The sequence below is a fragment of the Blastochloris viridis genome (assembly GCF_001402875.1).
In the GTDB taxonomy this organism is placed as follows: Bacteria; Pseudomonadota; Alphaproteobacteria; order Rhizobiales; family Xanthobacteraceae; genus Blastochloris; species Blastochloris viridis.
In genome coordinates, this window is the sequence record NZ_CP012946.1 from 2,919,151 (window position 1) to 2,934,715 (window position 15,565).

A 15,565-nucleotide genomic window follows, 5' to 3' on the forward strand; every position below is an offset into this window, starting at 1 on the left:
CGGGCTCTTCTTCCTTCTCCCCTTGCGGGAGAGGGTGAAGAGCGATCTTTAGATCGCGAGGCGGGTGAGGAGTAAAACCGAGCCGCCGTGAAATGCCCCCTCACCCGGCTCGGATTTCGCTTCGCTCATCCTTGCCACCCTCTCCCGCAAGGGGAGAGGGTGAAGAGCGGCTCCCCACCGAGGCTGTTCAGAGGTCATCCTCCGGAAACCGTGTGAGGTGGGTGGGGTTCGTCCCTTCAGAACCCCAACAGCTCGGCGATCTCGTCGGCGGCGAGCGACACCGGCAGCGAGCCCTCGGCCACCGCCTGCTCCAGCGCCGGCACCCGCGCCCGCACCAAAGGGTCATTGTGGATGCGGGACTTCAGCCGGTCGTCGACCATCGCCCACATCCATTTCACCTGCTGGGCCCGGCGCTTTTCCTGCAATTCGCCCGCGGCGGTGGTCTTGGTGCGGTGGTCGAGCACGTGCGACCACAGCAGCTCGATGCCGTCCTTGGTCGCCGCCGAATAGGTGATCACCGGCGGCTGCCACACCTCGGACGCCGGGGTGAGGATGTGCAGCGCCGCCTTGTACTCGGCCGCCGCGATGCGGGCGCGGGCGAGGTTGTCGCCGTCGGCCTTGTTGACGGCGATGAGGTCGGCGAGTTCCAGCAAGCCCTTCTTGATGCCCTGCAGCTCGTCGCCGGCGCCGGGCAGCATCAAGGCGACGAAGATGTCGGTGAGATCGGCCACCGCGGTTTCCGACTGGCCGATGCCGACCGTCTCGACCAGAATGACGTCGTAGCCGGCCGCCTCGCACACCAGCATGGTCTCGCGGGTCTTGGCGGCGACGCCGCCCAGCGTGCCGGCCGAGGGCGAGGGCCGGATGAAGGCGTTGTCGTCGGCGGCGAGATTCACCATGCGGGTCTTGTCGCCGAGAATCGAGCCGCCGGTGCGGGTCGAGGACGGGTCGACCGCCAGCACCGCGACGCGGTGGCCTTTCGCGGTGAGGTGGCTGCCCAGGACGTCGATGGTGGTCGACTTGCCGACGCCGGGCACGCCGGTGATGCCGACCCGGATCGCCCGGCCGGTGTCGGGCAGAAGGTTGGCGAGCAGAGCCCGAGCGTCGGCCTGGTGGGCCGGCTTCTTGGACTCCACCAAAGTGATGGCGCGGGCCACCGCGGCGCGCTGGCCGGCACGTACGGCCTTGGCCAGCGCCGCGAGGGCGGGAGACAGGCTGGAAGTGGGGTAGCAGGCAGCGTTCGTCATGCCTTCGGCTTAGAGGGTTTGAGGAAAACTGGAAACCGCTTTGCGCATGGCAGCGCCCTGCCGCCACCGATGGTCTTGCCGCTTGACTCCGCGGCGGCCGCGCCGCAAAGCGGCGTAATGTCGCTCGCCGCTTCCAGCCTCTCCGCAACGCCGCCGCCTCGAATGGCCGATTCCCGCTGGCTCGACCGCGCGCTTCAGGCCCGCCGGCCGCTGGTGATGGGCATCCTCAACGTCACGCCCGATTCGTTCTCGGACGGCGGCTGCTTCGACGCCCCGGCGACGGCGCTCGCCCGCGCGCGCGCCATCCGGGATGAGGGCGCCGACATCCTCGATATCGGCGCCGAATCGACCAGGCCCTATGGCGACTCCGCGCCGGTCTCGGCCGAGGAGGAGTGGGCGCGGCTCGCCGAGACGCTGCCGGCGGCGGTGAGCTTCGGCATTCCGGTGTCGGTCGACACCATGAAGGCCACGGTCGCCGCCCGCGCGCTGAAAGCCGGCGCCGCCATGCTCAACGACGTGTGGGGCCTGCAACGCGACCCCGACATGGCGCGCGTCGCCGCCGAGCACGACGTGCCGGTGGTGGTGATGCACAACCGCGACAGCGTCGACCCCGACATCGACATCATGGCCGACATCGAGCGCTTCTTCGAGCGGTCGCTGGAGATCGCCGCCCGCGCCGGGCTGAAGCCGGAGCGCATCGTGCTCGACCCCGGCATCGGCTTCGGCAAGACGCCGCGGCAGAGCATCATCGCCATCGCCCGCCTGGCCGAGCTGTCGCTGTTCGGCCGGCCGATCCTGATGGGGCTGTCGCGCAAGCGCTTCATCGACGCGGTGTCGCCGGCGCCGCCGCTGCAGCGGCTGGCCGGCTCGCTGGCCGGCAACCTCGCCGCGGTGGCGGCGGGAGCGATGATCGTGCGGGTGCACGACGTGTTCGAAACGGTGCAGGCGCTGAAGGTGCGTGGCGCGATCGAGTCTGAGCGATGAGCGATCGTATTTTCGTCAAGGGCCTGATGCTGCACGCATTTCACGGCTGCCACGCGTTCGAGGCCGAGATCGGCCAGCATTTCGCGCTCGACATCACCCTCGACCTCGACCTTGGCGCCGCGGTGGCGACCGACCGGCTGTCGGCCACAGTGTCCTACGACGCCATCGTCACGGTGGCGCGCGAGGCGTTCCTCGGCCGCCGCTACAAGCTGGTGGAGGCCGCCGCCGGCGCCCTCACCGAGGCGCTGTTCGCGACCTTCCCGTCGATCGAGGCGATCGAGGTCACGGTGCGCAAGCCCAACGCGCCGCTGACGGCGGTGTTCGCCGAAGTCGGCGTCACCTTGGTGCGCCGCCGTGGCGCCGCCTGACGCCGCCTCGGCCCTGCTCGGGCTCGGCGGCAATCTCGGCGACGTGGCATCGACGCTCGACCGCGCGCTGGCGCTGTTGGCCGAGGCTGGCGAGGTCGCGGTGGTGCGGGTGTCGTCCGACTGGATCACCCCGCCGTGGGGCGTCACCGACCAGCCTGCCTTCGTCAACCGCTGCGCATTGATCGAGACCACGCTGTCGCCGCGGGCGCTGCTTGAACGGGCGCTCGAGGTCGAGCGCCGGCTCGGCCGGGTGCGCGAAGCGGGCACGCGGTGGGGGCCGCGCCCGGTCGATATCGACATTCTCAGCTATGACGACCTGACGCTGGACCAGCCCGGCCTGGTGCTGCCGCACCCCCATTTGTTCGAACGGGCGTTCGTGCTGGTGCCGCTGGCCGAGATCGCCCCCGATCGCGTCATCAACGGCCGCCGCATTGCCGACGCCGCGGCGACGATCGACCGCAGCGGCATGACGCGGGCGGGGTAGGGCGCAAACGCGAAGCGTGTTGCACCGATCCAACTCCGGTGGCGCAATGCGCCTCGCAAGTGCGCCCTGCCGACTCTCGGCGTCTGCCTATTGCCCTTTCCGCCCCGCTGGGTAGGGTCCGACGCATCCGTTTTCGCATCGATCCGGTTCAGGAGCCTCTCCCGATGACCGACGCCGACCTCAAGCTCGCGTCCGAGTTCGCCACCCCCACCCGCGACGACTGGATGAAGCTGGTCGAGACCGTGCTGAAGGGCGCGCCGTTCGACAAGAAGCTGGTCTCATTCACCGCCGACGGCATCCGCATCGAGCCGGTCTTTCCGCGCCGGGCCGACCGCGCCGCGCTGGCCGGCCGCACCGCCGGCACCGCCTGGCGGGTGGTGCAGCGCGTCGACCATCCCGATCCGGCCAAGGCCAACGCCCAGGCGCTGGAGGATCTGGAGAACGGCGCCACCGGCCTGACGCTGGTGTTCGCCGGCGCCATCGGCGCCCGCGGCTTCGGCCTGCCGCCGACGCCCCAGGCGATTTCGACCGCGCTCGGCGCGGTGGTGCTCGACGCCATCGCGCTCGACTTCGACCTCGGCCCCGAGGCGGCCGCGGTGCCCGGCGCGTTCGCCGCGCTGGTCGCAGAACTCGGCGTCGCCCCGGCTGCGCTCGACGTCCGCTTCGGCCTCGATCCGCTCGGCTCCGCCGCCGTGCGCGGCGGCCTCGCCAAACCGTGGCCGCAGCTCGCGCCGGCATTCGCCGCCGAGGTGGCCGCGCTGGCGAGCGCCGGCTTCCGCGGCCCGTTCGCGGTCGCCGACGGCCGCCCGGTGCACGATGCCGGCGGCTCGGAGGCGCAGGAGCTGGCGTTCGTGCTCGCCGCCGGCGTCGCCTATCTGCGCGCGCTGGAGGCCGGCGGCATCCCGCTCGATGACGCCCGCCGCTTCGTCTATGCCCGCCTCGTCGCCGACGCCGACCAGTTTCTGACGCAAGCCAAGTTCCGCGCGCTGCGCCGGCTGTGGGCGCGGGTCGAGGCCGCTTGCGGCCTCACCCCGCTGCCGCTGCGCATCGCCGGCGAGACGGCGTGGCGGATGATGACCCGGCGCGACCCGTGGGTGAACCTGCTGCGCGGCACCGTCGCCACCTTCGCCGCCGGCACCGGCGGGGTCGACGACCTCACCGTGCTGCCGTTCACCTCGGCGCTCGGGCTGGCCGATCCGTTCGCCCGCCGCATGGCGCGCAACACCCAGGTGGTGCTGATCGAGGAATCCCATCTCGACGCGGTGGCCGACCCCGGCGCCGGCGCCGGCGGCCTTGAGGCGCTGACCGACGAGCTGATCGCCCACGCCTGGACGCTGTTCCAGCAGATCGAGGCGGCCGGCGGCCTCGCCAAGGCGCTGGAGACCGGGCTGATCCAGGACAAGGTTGGCCTCACCCGCGCCGAGCACCACAAGGCGGTCGCCCGCCGCAAGGAGCCGATCACCGGCGTGTCCGAGTTCCCGCTGATCGCCGAGAACGAGGTGGCGGTGCCGGCGGTCGAGCCGGTGGTGCTGCCGCAGGCGACGCTGGCGGTGACGTTCGAGCCGCTCCACCCCGGCCGGCTGGCCGAGCCGTTCGAGGCGCTGCGCGACGCCTCCGACCGGGCGCTGGCCACCGCCGGCGCGCGGCCCCGGCTGTTCCTGGCCAATCTTGGCCCGATCGCGGCGTTCACCGCCCGCGCCACCTTCGCCAAGAACTTCTTCGAGACCGGCGGCATCGAGACCGTCTCCAACGACGGCTTCGCCACCGACGGCACCACCGACCTCGCCGCGCTGGTTGCCGCGTTCCAGGCCAGCGGCGCACCGGTGGCCTGCATCTGCTCGTCAGACCCGATCTATGCCGAAGAGGCCGCGGCGGCAGCGGCGGCGCTGACCGCGGCCGGCGCCAAGCACCTGTGGCTGGCCGGGCGGCTCGCCGCCGAGCTGGAAGGCCCGGTGAAGGCGGCCGGCGTCGCCGGCTTCGTCTTCGTCGGCGCCGACCTGTTGGCCGTGCTGGGCGAGGCGCACCGGATCATCGGGGTGTGAGGCTGCGCGTCGGCCCGGACGCCGCAAAGCGGCGATCCGGGCCCGTCCGGCGGGTGACCGTTTTGCTGACGATCCCGGACCCGCGCGCCGCGCCGTCCGGGATGACATGTGGCGTCAGTTGAACAGCTGGTACTGCCGGCCGAACGAGCCGCCGACGCGCTGGAAGCCATCCCGCGCCGCGGGATAGTTCTGGTTCAGGTTCAGCGCCTTGGCGTAGGAGCCCGCCGCCTTTTCCTTGTCGCCCAGCTGCTCGTAGGCCTGGCCGCGCGCGACCCAGGCGTCGATGTTGTTCTGGTCTGAGGTCACGGCCTCGTCGAGATCGTCCGTCGCGGTCTTGGGGTCGTTCAGCGCCAGATAGGACAGGCCGCGCGCCACGAACGGCTCCGACACGTTGGGCGCCAGCCCGATCGCGGTGGTGAAGTCGTCGATGGCGAACTTGTGCATGCCCTGCGCCTGATAGACCAGACCGCGGTTGTGATAGGCTTGGGCGTTGTCGGGCTTGAGCTCGATCGCCTTGTTGAAGTCGCTCAGCGCCTGTTCGGCGTGGCCCTGCTGGCGATAGACCGTGCCGCGGCCGACAAACGCGGCCGAGTAGGACGGATCGATGCGAATCGCGGCGTTGTAGTCGGCCAGCGCCTGGTCCGGCCGCCGCATCTTCTGATGCACCAGGGCACGGTTGGCGTACGCCTGGGCGAAATTGGGGTCGAGCTGGATGGCGCGGTTGAAGTCCGCCAGCGCCTCCTGGGACTGGCCGGCACGGCCATAGACCGACCCGCGCATGTTGTAGGCCTGCGGGTCGTTGGGGTTGCGCTGCACCACTTCGCTCAACGATTGCAGGTTGGTCGCAGCCGCGTATCTGAGCTCGTCGTCGTCGGTGCCGCCGCCGCCGACACCCAGCGTTTGACACCCCGCCAGCACCACCGCAGCCGCCGCCATCGCGAGCAGCCGCTGCCATCCGGTGCGCAGACCTTGATCCATCGCCGTGTTCATCGGGGCGTGTTCGGTTGACAATGCGGCGATCTCGGGGCGGCGGGCCATCGGTTGTGCAAAAACGCCCCCGGCCATCGCGGCGAAATCGCGCGCGACGGCCCGACGCCCGCGCGCGCCGGTCTCCGGAGGATCACGCGGTAGCGTCCGGAAGCCGGAGTCCGAGGCTTAAGCCGCCGAACGCCGTATCACGCCATCGCCGGGCGTACGGCGTCCGAAGCCGCCTGTCCGCTCACGGACGCGGCGGGCGCGCCATGCCGCCGGCGCCACCGAAACCGGGGCGAACCACACGCGGCTTCATCGGGAGCAGGCCCTCGCGCTGGGCGCGCTTGCGCGCCAGCTTGCGAGCGCGGCGCACCGCCTCGGCCTTTTCCCGCGCCTTCTTCTCAGAAGGCTTCTCGTAGTGGCCGCGAAGCTTCATCTCGCGGAAAATGCCCTCGCGCTGCATCTTCTTCTTCAGCGCCTTGAGAGCCTGATCGACGTTATTGTCGCGAACGATGACCTGCACGCGTGTGCCTTTCGGGTCCTAGTCAAAAGGATCTGGCGGAAACGACGGCACCGCCGCGCGAGTGCCCCGCGCGCGGACTGCCGTCGAGGAGGCGCCCTTACCAAAACAGCGCCGGGTTGTCCATGGCGTCTTTACCGGAGAGAGCCGGGCCAATCGTCTCAGCACGGCGGGCGCGGTCGCGCGCCAAACGCGGCGCACGGCCGAACTTTCCCTTTCCGGTCAAAGACGTATGTCGGCGCACGCCCGACCACGGCGGCACCCGACAGACGCCGATGTCCGCCGGCAGCGGTCAGATGTGCAGTGCGCGCTTGTCCACCGCCAGCGCCGCTTCCTTCACCGCCTCGGGCAAGGTCGGGTGGGCGTGGCAGGTTCGGGCGATATCCTCGGCCGAGGCGCCAAACTCCATGGCAATGGCGGCCTCGGCGATCATGTTGCCGGCATCCGAGCCGATGATGTGGACGCCAAGCACGCGGTCGGTGGCGGCGTCGGCCAGCACCTTCACGAAGCCCTCGGTCTGCTGGTTGGCCTTGGCGCGGCCGTTGGCGGTGAACGGGAACTTGCCGACCTTGTAGTCGATGCCGTCGCGCTTCAGCCCGTCCTCGGTACGGCCGACCGAGGCCACCTCCGGCGCGGTGTAGACCACGCCGGGAATGATGCCGTAATTGACGTGGCCGGCACGGCCGGCGATCAGCTCGGCCACCGCCACGCCCTCGTCCTCGGCCTTGTGCGCCAGCATCGGCCCGTCGATGACGTCGCCGATGGCAAAGATGCCGGGCACGCTGGTGGCGAAATGATCGTCCACCACCACCCGGCCCTTGGCGTCGAGCGCAACGCCCACCGCCTCAAGGCCAAGGCCCGAGGTGAACGGCACCCGGCCGATCGCCACCAGCACCACGTCGGCCTCGATCTTGGAGGCCTCACCGCCCGCCGCTGGCTCGACGGTGAGGCTGAGCTGCTTGCCGGACGCATCGATGGCGGCAACCTTTGAGCCGAGCTTGAAGGTGACGCCCTGGCGCTCCAGGATACGCTGGAACTGGCGGCACACCTCCGAATCCATGCCGGGCAGGATGCGGTCGAGGAACTCGACCACCACCACCTCGGCGCCGAGCCGCCGCCACACCGAGCCGAGCTCAAGCCCGATCACGCCGGCGCCGACCACCACCAGCTTGCCGGGAACGTGGTCGAGCGCGAGCGCGCCGGTCGAGGACACGATGCGCTTCTCGTCGATGGCGATGCCGGGCAGCTGCGCCACGTCCGAGCCGGTGGCGATGACGATCGAGGTCGCCTCGATCACCTGGGCCGAGCCGTCGTCGGCAGTGACCTGGACGCGGCCGGGGCCGAGGATGGTGCCGAGGCCGAACACCGCGTCGATCTTGTTCTTCTTCAAGAGGAACTCGATGCCCTTGACGTTGCCGTCGATGGCCTCCTGCTTGAAGGCCATCATGGTCTTGAGATCGAGCTTGGGCTTGCCGACCTTGATGCCCATCTTCTCGAAGGCGTGGCCGGCCTCGTCGAACAGCTCGGAGGCGTGCAGCAAGGCCTTGGACGGGATGCAGCCGACATTGAGGCAGGTGCCGCCATGGGTCTTGCGCTTCTCGACCACCGCCACTTTAAGGCCGAGCTGGGCAGCGCGGATGGCACAGACATAGCCGCCCGGGCCGGTGCCGATGACGATCAGATCGTAGTTTGCCATGCTTCGCTCGCTGGTGCCGCCAGGCCGGCGGGCGCGTCAGAGGGATGGAAGAGTTCTGGGATGGCCGCGCTACTCCGCCGCCGGGCGTTTGGAGCGGTGCTGCTCGGCCAAACGCTCGACAAACTCGGTCTCAAGCCGGATCCGCGTTGAGTCCGGGCAGAAATCGAGCTCGTGTCCCTCGCGGTCGAGAAACCAGCCGAAGGTGCGCCCGCCCGGCGCCACCGCAACCTCGCCGAACACCTTGGGATCCTTCAGCGGCGCAAAAACCGGACCGCTCTCGATGTGATCGCCGAGGTCGTAATCGCCGGAAAAACCATCGTCGAACGTCACCCGCAGCACCGGATAGCGGACGACCTCGACGCTACGGATCGAATAGGTCATTCGATCATTCCTCCCGCATAGCGCCCAGCCCGAATTTCCGACCAAACGAACGCCACTTCCCCGCGGTGGGTGGCCAGCCAGTCCTGCACCCGCTTTCGCTTGGCCGGGGGCAGCGATCCGTTGAGAACGTCGCCCGTGGCAATCGAAATCTGCGCCTCAAAGCCGGCGATCTTGGCGTGAAGGTGCGGCGGCAAATGATCCCTTAGATGGATCATGAGGACCACACCGTCAACGATGGCGATCGTCGGCATCGATGCCGTCACACGTCCAGCACCAGCCGGGTCGGATCCTCCAGCGCTTCCTTCACGCGCACCAGGAAGGTGACGGCGTCCTTGCCGTCGATGATGCGGTGGTCGTAGCTGACGGCGAGATACATCATCGGCCGCACCACCACCTGGCCGTTCCGCACCACCGGACGCTCCTCGATGCGGTGCATGCCGAGAATGGCCGACTGCGGCGCGTTGAGGATCGGCGTCGACATCAGCGAGCCATAGACGCCGCCATTGGTGATGGTGAAGGTGCCGCCCTGCATCTCCTCGATGGTGAGCTGGCCGTCGCGGGCGCGCTTGCCGTAAGACGTGATCACCTTCTCGATCTCGGCAATGGTGAGGCGGTCGGCGTCGCGCACCACCGGCACCACCAGGCCCTTGTCGGTGCCGACGGCGACGCCGATGTGGTAGTAATTCTTGTAGACGATGTCGTCGCCGTCGATCTCGGCATTGACCGCCGGCATCTCGCGCAGCGCCTGCACGCACGCCTTCACGAAGAAGCCCATGAAGCCGAGCTTGGCGCCGTGCTTCTTCTCGAATTGCGTCTTGTATTCGTTGCGCAGGTTCATCACCGCGCTCATGTCGACGTCGTTGAACGTCGTCAGCATCGCCGCGGTGTTTTGCGCCTCCTTCAGCCGCCGCGCGATGGTCTGGCGCAGCTTGCTCATCCGCACCCGTTCCTCGCGCGCGCTGTCGTCGGCCGCAGCCGGCGCGCGCACCTTGATCGGCGCGGCCGGAGCCGGGGCCGGGGTCGGCGCGGGGGCACGGGCTGGCGCCAGTGCCGACGCCGCGGCGAGCATGTCGCCCTTGGTGACGCGGCCGTCCCGGCCGGTGCCGGCGACGGCAGCCGGGTTGATGCCGCTTTCGGCGGCGATGCGGCGCACCGCCGGGCCGCTGTCACTGAGCGGCCGCGCCGCCGCTTGAGCCGGCGCAGCAGCGGGCGCAGCCGCCGCTGCCGGCTTTGCGGCCGGCTTGGCGCTGCCGGCGCCTTCCTGCAGCAGGCCGAGCACCGCGCCGACGCCGACGGTGTCGCCGGGCTTGGCCAGCACCTCGGCCAGAACGCCGGCGGCCGGCGCCGGCACCTCGACGGTGACCTTGTCGGTTTCCAGTTCCACCAGCGGCTCGTCGGCGCTGACGGCCTCGCCGGGCTTCTTGAACCAGCGGCCGATGGTGGCCTCGGTGACCGACTCGCCAAGGGTGGGGACGCGGATTTCCATCGTCATCGGTGTCTTTCGCCCGCAGCCGGGCGCCTCCCAAAGTATGCTGCCGTCAGGCTGCCAGGGCTTCGTCGAGGAAGGCCTGGAGCTGGGCGAGGTGTTTCGACATCAGGCCGGTGGCGGTGGCCGCCGCCGCGGGGCGGCCGGCGTAGCGGGGACGCTTGGTCTTGGCGCCGATCTGGCCCAGCACCCACTCGATGTAGGTCTCGACGAAGGACCACGCCCCCATGTTGCGCGGCTCTTCCTGACACCACACCATCTCGGCGTGCTTGAAGCGCTGCAACTCGTGCACCAGCGCTTTCGCCGGGAACGGATAGAGCTGCTCGAGGCGCAGGATGTAGACGTCGTCGATGCCGCGCTTCTCGCGCTCCTCAAAGAGGTCGTAATAGACCTTGCCCGAGCACATCACGACGCGGCGGATCTTGTCGTCCGACACCAGCCGGACGCGGTCGTCCGGCAGGTTCGGCGTGGCGTCGCCGATCACCCGGCAGAACGAGGTGCCGGCCGCCATGTCGCCGAGCTTTGATGTGACGCGGCGGTGGCGCAGCAGCGACTTCGGCGTCATCAGGATCAACGGCTTGCGGAAGTCGCGCTTGAGCTGCCGCCGCAGGATGTGGAAGTAGTTGGCGGGCGTGGTGCAGTTGGCGACCTGCATGTTGTCTTCGGCGCAGAGCTGCAGATAGCGCTCCAGCCGCGCCGAGGAATGCTCCGGCCCCTGGCCCTCATAGCCGTGCGGCAACAGGCAGACGAGGCCCGACATGCGCAGCCACTTGCGCTCCCCCGACGACAGGAACTGGTCGAACACCACCTGCGCGCCGTTGGCGAAGTCGCCGAACTGCGCCTCCCAGACCACCAGCGCGTTGGGCTCGGCCAGCGAGTAGCCGTACTCGAAGCCGAGCACCGCCTCTTCCGACAGCATCGAGTTGATGACCTCGTAATGGGCCTGGCTGTCGCGGATGTGATTGAGCGGGGTGTAGCGCGCCTCCGTCTCCTGGTCGGTCAGCACCGAGTGGCGCTGCGAGAAGGTGCCGCGCTCGGAATCCTGGCCCGACAGGCGAACGTTGAAGCCTTCCGCCAGCAGCGTGCCGAACGCCAGCGCCTCGCCGGTGGCCCAGTCGACGCCCTCGCCGCTCTCGATCATCTTGCGCCGGCCCTCCAGCACGCGATGAATGGTGCGGTGGACATGGAAGCCGGCGGGCACCTCGGTGAGGCGCAGCCCGACTTCCTTCAGCGTGTCGGCCTTGACGCCGGTGTCGCCGCAACGCGGGTCCTCGGCCTCCTTCGAGGCGCGGATGCCGGCCCAGCGGCCGTCGAGCCAGTCGGCCTTGTTGGGCCGGAACGCCTGGCCGGCCTCGTACTCGGCGTCGAGGCGGGCGCGCCAGTCGGCCCGCATCTTGTCGATCTCGCCGTCGGTGACGATGCCCTCGTCCACCAGCTTGCGGCCGTAGAGCTGCAGCACGGAAGGGTGCGAGCGGATGCGCTTGTACATCAACGGCTGGGTGAAGGCCGGCTCGTCACCCTCGTTGTGGCCGAAGCGCCGGTAGCAGAACATGTCGATGACGACCGGCTTCTGGAAGCGCTGGCGGAACTCGGTCGCGACCTTGGCGGCGTAGACCACCGCCTCGGGGTCGTCGCCGTTGCAATGGAACACCGGCGCCTCGACCATCTTCGCCACGTCCGACGGATAGGGCGATGAGCGCGAAAACCGCGGATCGGTGGTGAAGCCGATCTGGTTGTTGACGATGAAGTGGATCGAGCCGCCGGTGCGGTGGCCGCGCAGGCCCGACAGGCCCAGGCACTCGGCCACCACGCCCTGGCCGGCGAAGGCGGCATCGCCATGGATCAGCAGCGGCAGCACGGCTCTGCGGTCGTCCGGCGTGCAGTGGAGCTGATCCTGCTTGGCGCGCACCTTGCCGAGCACCACCGGGTCGACGATCTCCAGGTGCGAGGGGTTCGGCGTCAGCGACAGGTGGACCTTGTTGCCGTCGAACTCGCGGTCGGAGGAGGCGCCGAGGTGATACTTGACGTCGCCGGAGCCCTCGATCTCGTCGGGCACGAACGAGCCGCCCTTGAACTCGTGGAACAGCGCGCGGTGCGGCTTGCCCATCACCTGCGCCAACACGTTGAGGCGACCGCGGTGGGCCATGCCGAGCACGATCTCGCGCACGCCGAGATGGCCGCCGCGCTTGATGATCTGCTCCAGCGCCGGAATGGTGGCCTCGCCGCCGTCGAGGCCGAAGCGCTTGGTGCCGGTGTATTTGACGTCGAGGAACTTCTCGAAGCCCTCGGCCTCCACCAGCTTGTTGAGGATGGCGCGCTTGCCCTCGCGGGTGAAGTGGATCTCCTTGTCGGGGCCTTCGATGCGCTCCTGGATCCACGCCTTCTCCATCGGGTCGGAGATGTGCATGAACTCGACGCCGAGGGTCTGGCAGTAGGTGCGGCGCAGGATGACCAGCATCTCGCGCACGGTCGCGAATTCGAGGCCGAGCACGTGGTCGATGAAGATCTTGCGGTCGTAGTCCGACTCGGTGAAACCGTAGCTGACTGGATCGAGTTCGCCGTGGTCCTGGCGCACCGCGAGGCCGAGCGGGTCGAGATCGGCGTGAAGGTGGCCGCGCATGCGGAAGGCGCGGATCATCATGATCGCGCGCACCGAGTCGCGCGTGGCGCGCAGGATCTGCTCTTCGGAAATCTCGGCGCCGCGGCTGGCTTCGGCGGATCTGGTGCGGATGCGCTCGCCGACCGTCTTCTCCAGCGCCGCCCAGTTGCCGTCGAGCGCGGACACCAATTCGCCATTGGCCGGCACCGGCCAGTCGGTGCGCGTCCATGACGCGCCGCGGGCGCTGCGCGTCGCCTCGCCGCGGTTCTCATCGAGTTCGGCGAAGAAGTCGCGCCACTGGGCCTCCACGTTGCCGGGGTCGGCCTGGAACCTCGCGTAGAGATCCTCGATATAGCCAGCGCTGCCGCCGGCAAGGAACGAGGTCTGGGCGAGCAGTCTGTTCACGTCTTGGCGTGCCATGCGACACCTCCAAGGGGCGATCAGCCCCCGGTTTGCAGTGGTCCCGAAACCTGGGCCACCGTGCGGGGGGCGGCCTCGTTGTCGTTGCACGGACGCCGGCAGCCACCGGCCGTCCGCCGTTCGGGTCGCCGGCCCTGCGCTGGCAGGTGCCGCACCAACAAGTGCCGCACCGGCAGGTGCCCGGCCGGTCCGGAGCCGGGATCGCGTGCGATCGCCCGGACCCGGAATGATAGGGCAGCGGCGCCGGTTTGGTGCCGGCGCCGCTGGTCTTGAGCCATCAGCCCTTGAGAACCTCGACCAAGGTCTTGCCGAGGCGGGCCGGCGAGGGCGACACGCGGATACCGGCCGCTTCCATCGCCGCGATCTTGCTGCCGGCATCGCCCTTGCCACCGGAGATGATGGCGCCGGCGTGGCCCATGCGGCGGCCCGGCGGGGCGGTAACGCCGGCGATGAAGCCGACCATCGGCTTCTTGCGGCCGCGCTTGGCCTCGTCGATCAGGAACTGCGCCGCCTCTTCCTCGGCCGAGCCGCCGATCTCGCCGATCATGATGATCGACTCCGTCTTGGGGTCGGCGAGGAAGAGTTCCAGCATGTCGATGAACTCGGTGCCCTTGACCGGGTCGCCGCCGATGCCGACCGCGGTCGACTGGCCGAGCCCGACCTGCGAGGTCTGGAACACCGCCTCGTAGGTCAGGGTTCCCGAGCGCGACAACACGCCGACCGAGCCCTGCTTGAAGATGTTGCCGGGCATGATGCCGATCTTGCATTCACCGGCCGTCAGCACGCCCGGGCAGTTCGGCCCGATCAGGCGCGACTTGGAGCCTTCCAGCGCGCGGCGAACCCGCACCATGTCGAGCACCGGAATGCCCTCGGTGATGCAGACGATCAGCGGGATCTCGGCGTCGATCGCCTCGCAGATGGCGTCCGCAGCGCCCGGCGGCGGCACATAGACCACCGAGGCGTCGGCGCCGGTCTTCTCGCGCGCCTCGGCCACGGTGTCGAACACCGGCAGGCCGAGGTGGGTCGAGCCGCCTTTGCCGGGCGAGGTGCCGCCGACCATCTTGGTGCCGTAGGCGATGGCCTGCTCGGAGTGGAAGGTGCCGTTCTTGCCGGTGAAGCCCTGGCAGATGACCTTGGTGTCCTTGGTGATGAGAATGGACATCAGCGGGCCCCCTTCACGGCGTTGACGATCTTCTGGGCGGCATCGTCGAGGTCGTCGGCCGAGATCACGTTGAGGCCGGACGCGTTGATGATGGCCTTGCCCTTGTCGACGTTGGTGCCCTCAAGGCGCACCACCAGCGGCACGTTGAGGCCGACCTCCTTGACCGCGGCGATGACGCCCTCGGCCAGCACGTCGCACTTCATGATGCCGCCGAAGATGTTGATCAGGATGCCCTTCACGTTGGGATCGGCGGTGATGATCTTGAACGCCGCGGTGACCTTCTCCTTGGAGGCGCCGCCGCCGACGTCGAGGAAGTTGGCCGGCTCCTCGCCGTAGAGCTTGATGATGTCCATGGTCGCCATGGCAAGGCCGGCGCCGTTGACCATGCAGCCGATGGTGCCGTCGAGGGCGACGTAGGAGAGGTCGTACTTCGACGCCTCGATCTCCTTGTCGTCCTCCTCGGTGAGGTCGCGCAGCGCCACCATGTCGGGGTGGCGATAGAGCGAGTTGCCCTCGAACGCGATCTTGGCATCGAGGCAGCGCAGCTTGCCGTCCTTGGTGACGACCAGCGGGTTGATCTCGAGCATCGTCATGTCTTTGGTGACGAAGGCGGTATAGAGCTGCTCGGTCAGCGTGCCGGCCTGCTTGGCCAGATCGCCGGTGAGCCCGAGCGCGCGCGCCAGCGTGCGGCCGTGGTGCGGCATGATGCCGGTGGCCGGGTCGACCGCGAAGGTGATGATCTTCTCAGGGGTGGCGTGCGCCACCGCCTCGATGTCCATGCCGCCTTCGGTGGACACCACGAACGAGATGCGCGAGGTCGAGCGATCGACCAGGATCGAGACGTAGAGTTCGGTCGCGATCTCGGAGCCGTCCTCGATATAGAGGCGGTGGACCTGCTTGCCGGCCGGGCCGGTCTGCACCGTCACCAGCGTGTTGCCGAGCATCTGCCTGGCGAAGGTCTCGACCTCCTCGACCGACTTGGCGAGGCGGACGCCGCCCTTGTCGCCGGCCTCGGGCTCCTTGAACGTGCCCTTGCCGCGACCGCCGGCGTGGATCTGGGACTTCACCACCCAGATCGGCCCGCCGAGCTCTTTCGCCGCCGCGGCGGCGTCCTCCGGCTTGAAGATCGCCTTGCCGTGAGACACCGGCACGCCGAATTCCTTCAGCACCGCCTTGGCTTGGTATTCGTGGATATTCATGTGCT

Annotated in this window: 14 protein-coding genes; 4 read left to right on the forward strand and 10 right to left on the reverse strand. The window is 69.1% G+C overall.

Annotated features, from left to right (window positions below; all coding sequences use genetic code 11):
- Positions 1-236: 236 nt before the first annotated feature.
- Positions 237-1,247 carry a methylmalonyl Co-A mutase-associated GTPase MeaB gene (meaB, locus tag BVIR_RS12805; protein WP_055038013.1) on the reverse strand — a complete coding sequence of 337 codons (1,011 nt, stop codon included), beginning with the start codon at positions 1,245-1,247 and terminating at the stop codon, positions 237-239.
- 162 nt (positions 1,248-1,409) lie between these two features.
- Here meaB and folP point away from each other — a divergent pair, with 162 nt between their 5' ends.
- The 4 genes from folP (at position 1,410) to BVIR_RS12825 (ending at position 5,125) form a co-directional block, all read left to right on the forward strand.
- Positions 1,410-2,231: a dihydropteroate synthase gene (gene folP / locus BVIR_RS12810; protein WP_055038014.1), complete on the forward strand. Its 822-nt coding sequence runs from the start codon at positions 1,410-1,412 to the stop codon at positions 2,229-2,231.
- Positions 2,228-2,599: a dihydroneopterin aldolase gene (gene folB / locus BVIR_RS12815; protein WP_055038015.1), complete on the forward strand. Its 372-nt coding sequence runs from the start codon at positions 2,228-2,230 to the stop codon at positions 2,597-2,599. Before folP ends, folB begins: the two co-directional genes overlap by 4 nt.
- Complete coding sequence (gene folK, locus BVIR_RS12820; protein ID WP_055038016.1) at positions 2,586-3,083, forward strand: 2-amino-4-hydroxy-6-hydroxymethyldihydropteridine diphosphokinase; 498 nt, start codon at positions 2,586-2,588, stop codon at positions 3,081-3,083. Before folB ends, folK begins: the two co-directional genes overlap by 14 nt.
- A gap of 164 nt (positions 3,084-3,247) precedes the next feature.
- Entirely contained in the window at positions 3,248-5,125 is a 1,878-nt protein-coding gene (locus tag BVIR_RS12825) for a methylmalonyl-CoA mutase subunit beta (RefSeq protein ID WP_055038017.1), read from the forward strand.
- A gap of 114 nt (positions 5,126-5,239) precedes the next feature.
- Here the strand turns inward: BVIR_RS12825 and BVIR_RS12830 are convergent, their stop codons facing one another.
- The 9 genes from BVIR_RS12830 to sucC form a co-directional block, all read right to left on the reverse strand.
- Positions 5,240-6,103 carry a tetratricopeptide repeat protein gene (locus BVIR_RS12830; RefSeq protein ID WP_197604364.1) on the reverse strand — a complete coding sequence of 288 codons (864 nt, stop codon included), beginning with the start codon at positions 6,101-6,103 and terminating at the stop codon, positions 5,240-5,242.
- A 241-nt stretch (positions 6,104-6,344) separates the two neighbouring features.
- Positions 6,345-6,620, reverse strand: a complete 276-nt coding sequence (gene rpsU / locus BVIR_RS12835; RefSeq protein ID WP_055038018.1) for a 30S ribosomal protein S21 — start codon at positions 6,618-6,620, stop codon at positions 6,345-6,347.
- Positions 6,621-6,909: 289 nt separating this feature from the next.
- Entirely contained in the window at positions 6,910-8,313 is a 1,404-nt protein-coding gene (gene lpdA / locus BVIR_RS12840; protein WP_055038019.1) for a dihydrolipoyl dehydrogenase, read from the reverse strand.
- 69 nt (positions 8,314-8,382) lie between these two features.
- Complete coding sequence (locus BVIR_RS12845) at positions 8,383-8,694, reverse strand: DUF2442 domain-containing protein (protein WP_055038020.1); 312 nt, start codon at positions 8,692-8,694, stop codon at positions 8,383-8,385.
- Positions 8,691-8,945: a DUF4160 domain-containing protein gene (locus BVIR_RS12850; protein ID WP_055038021.1), complete on the reverse strand. Its 255-nt coding sequence runs from the start codon at positions 8,943-8,945 to the stop codon at positions 8,691-8,693. Before BVIR_RS12850 ends, BVIR_RS12845 begins: the two co-directional genes overlap by 4 nt.
- Before the next feature lie 8 nt (positions 8,946-8,953).
- Positions 8,954-10,186: a 2-oxoglutarate dehydrogenase complex dihydrolipoyllysine-residue succinyltransferase gene (gene odhB / locus BVIR_RS12855; protein WP_055038022.1), complete on the reverse strand. Its 1,233-nt coding sequence runs from the start codon at positions 10,184-10,186 to the stop codon at positions 8,954-8,956.
- Positions 10,187-10,232: 46 nt separating this feature from the next.
- A complete protein-coding gene (locus tag BVIR_RS12860) occupies positions 10,233-13,199 on the reverse strand; it encodes a 2-oxoglutarate dehydrogenase E1 component (protein WP_055038023.1) in 2,967 nt (988 codons plus the stop codon).
- A 277-nt stretch (positions 13,200-13,476) separates the two neighbouring features.
- Positions 13,477-14,361, reverse strand: coding sequence for a succinate--CoA ligase subunit alpha (sucD, locus tag BVIR_RS12865; protein ID WP_055038024.1), 885 nt, complete (start codon positions 14,359-14,361; stop codon positions 13,477-13,479).
- Positions 14,361-15,560, reverse strand: coding sequence for an ADP-forming succinate--CoA ligase subunit beta (sucC, locus tag BVIR_RS12870; RefSeq protein WP_055038025.1), 1,200 nt, complete (start codon positions 15,558-15,560; stop codon positions 14,361-14,363). The genes sucD and sucC overlap by 1 nt, the downstream gene beginning before the upstream one ends.
- Positions 15,561-15,565: the final 5 nt, after the last annotated feature.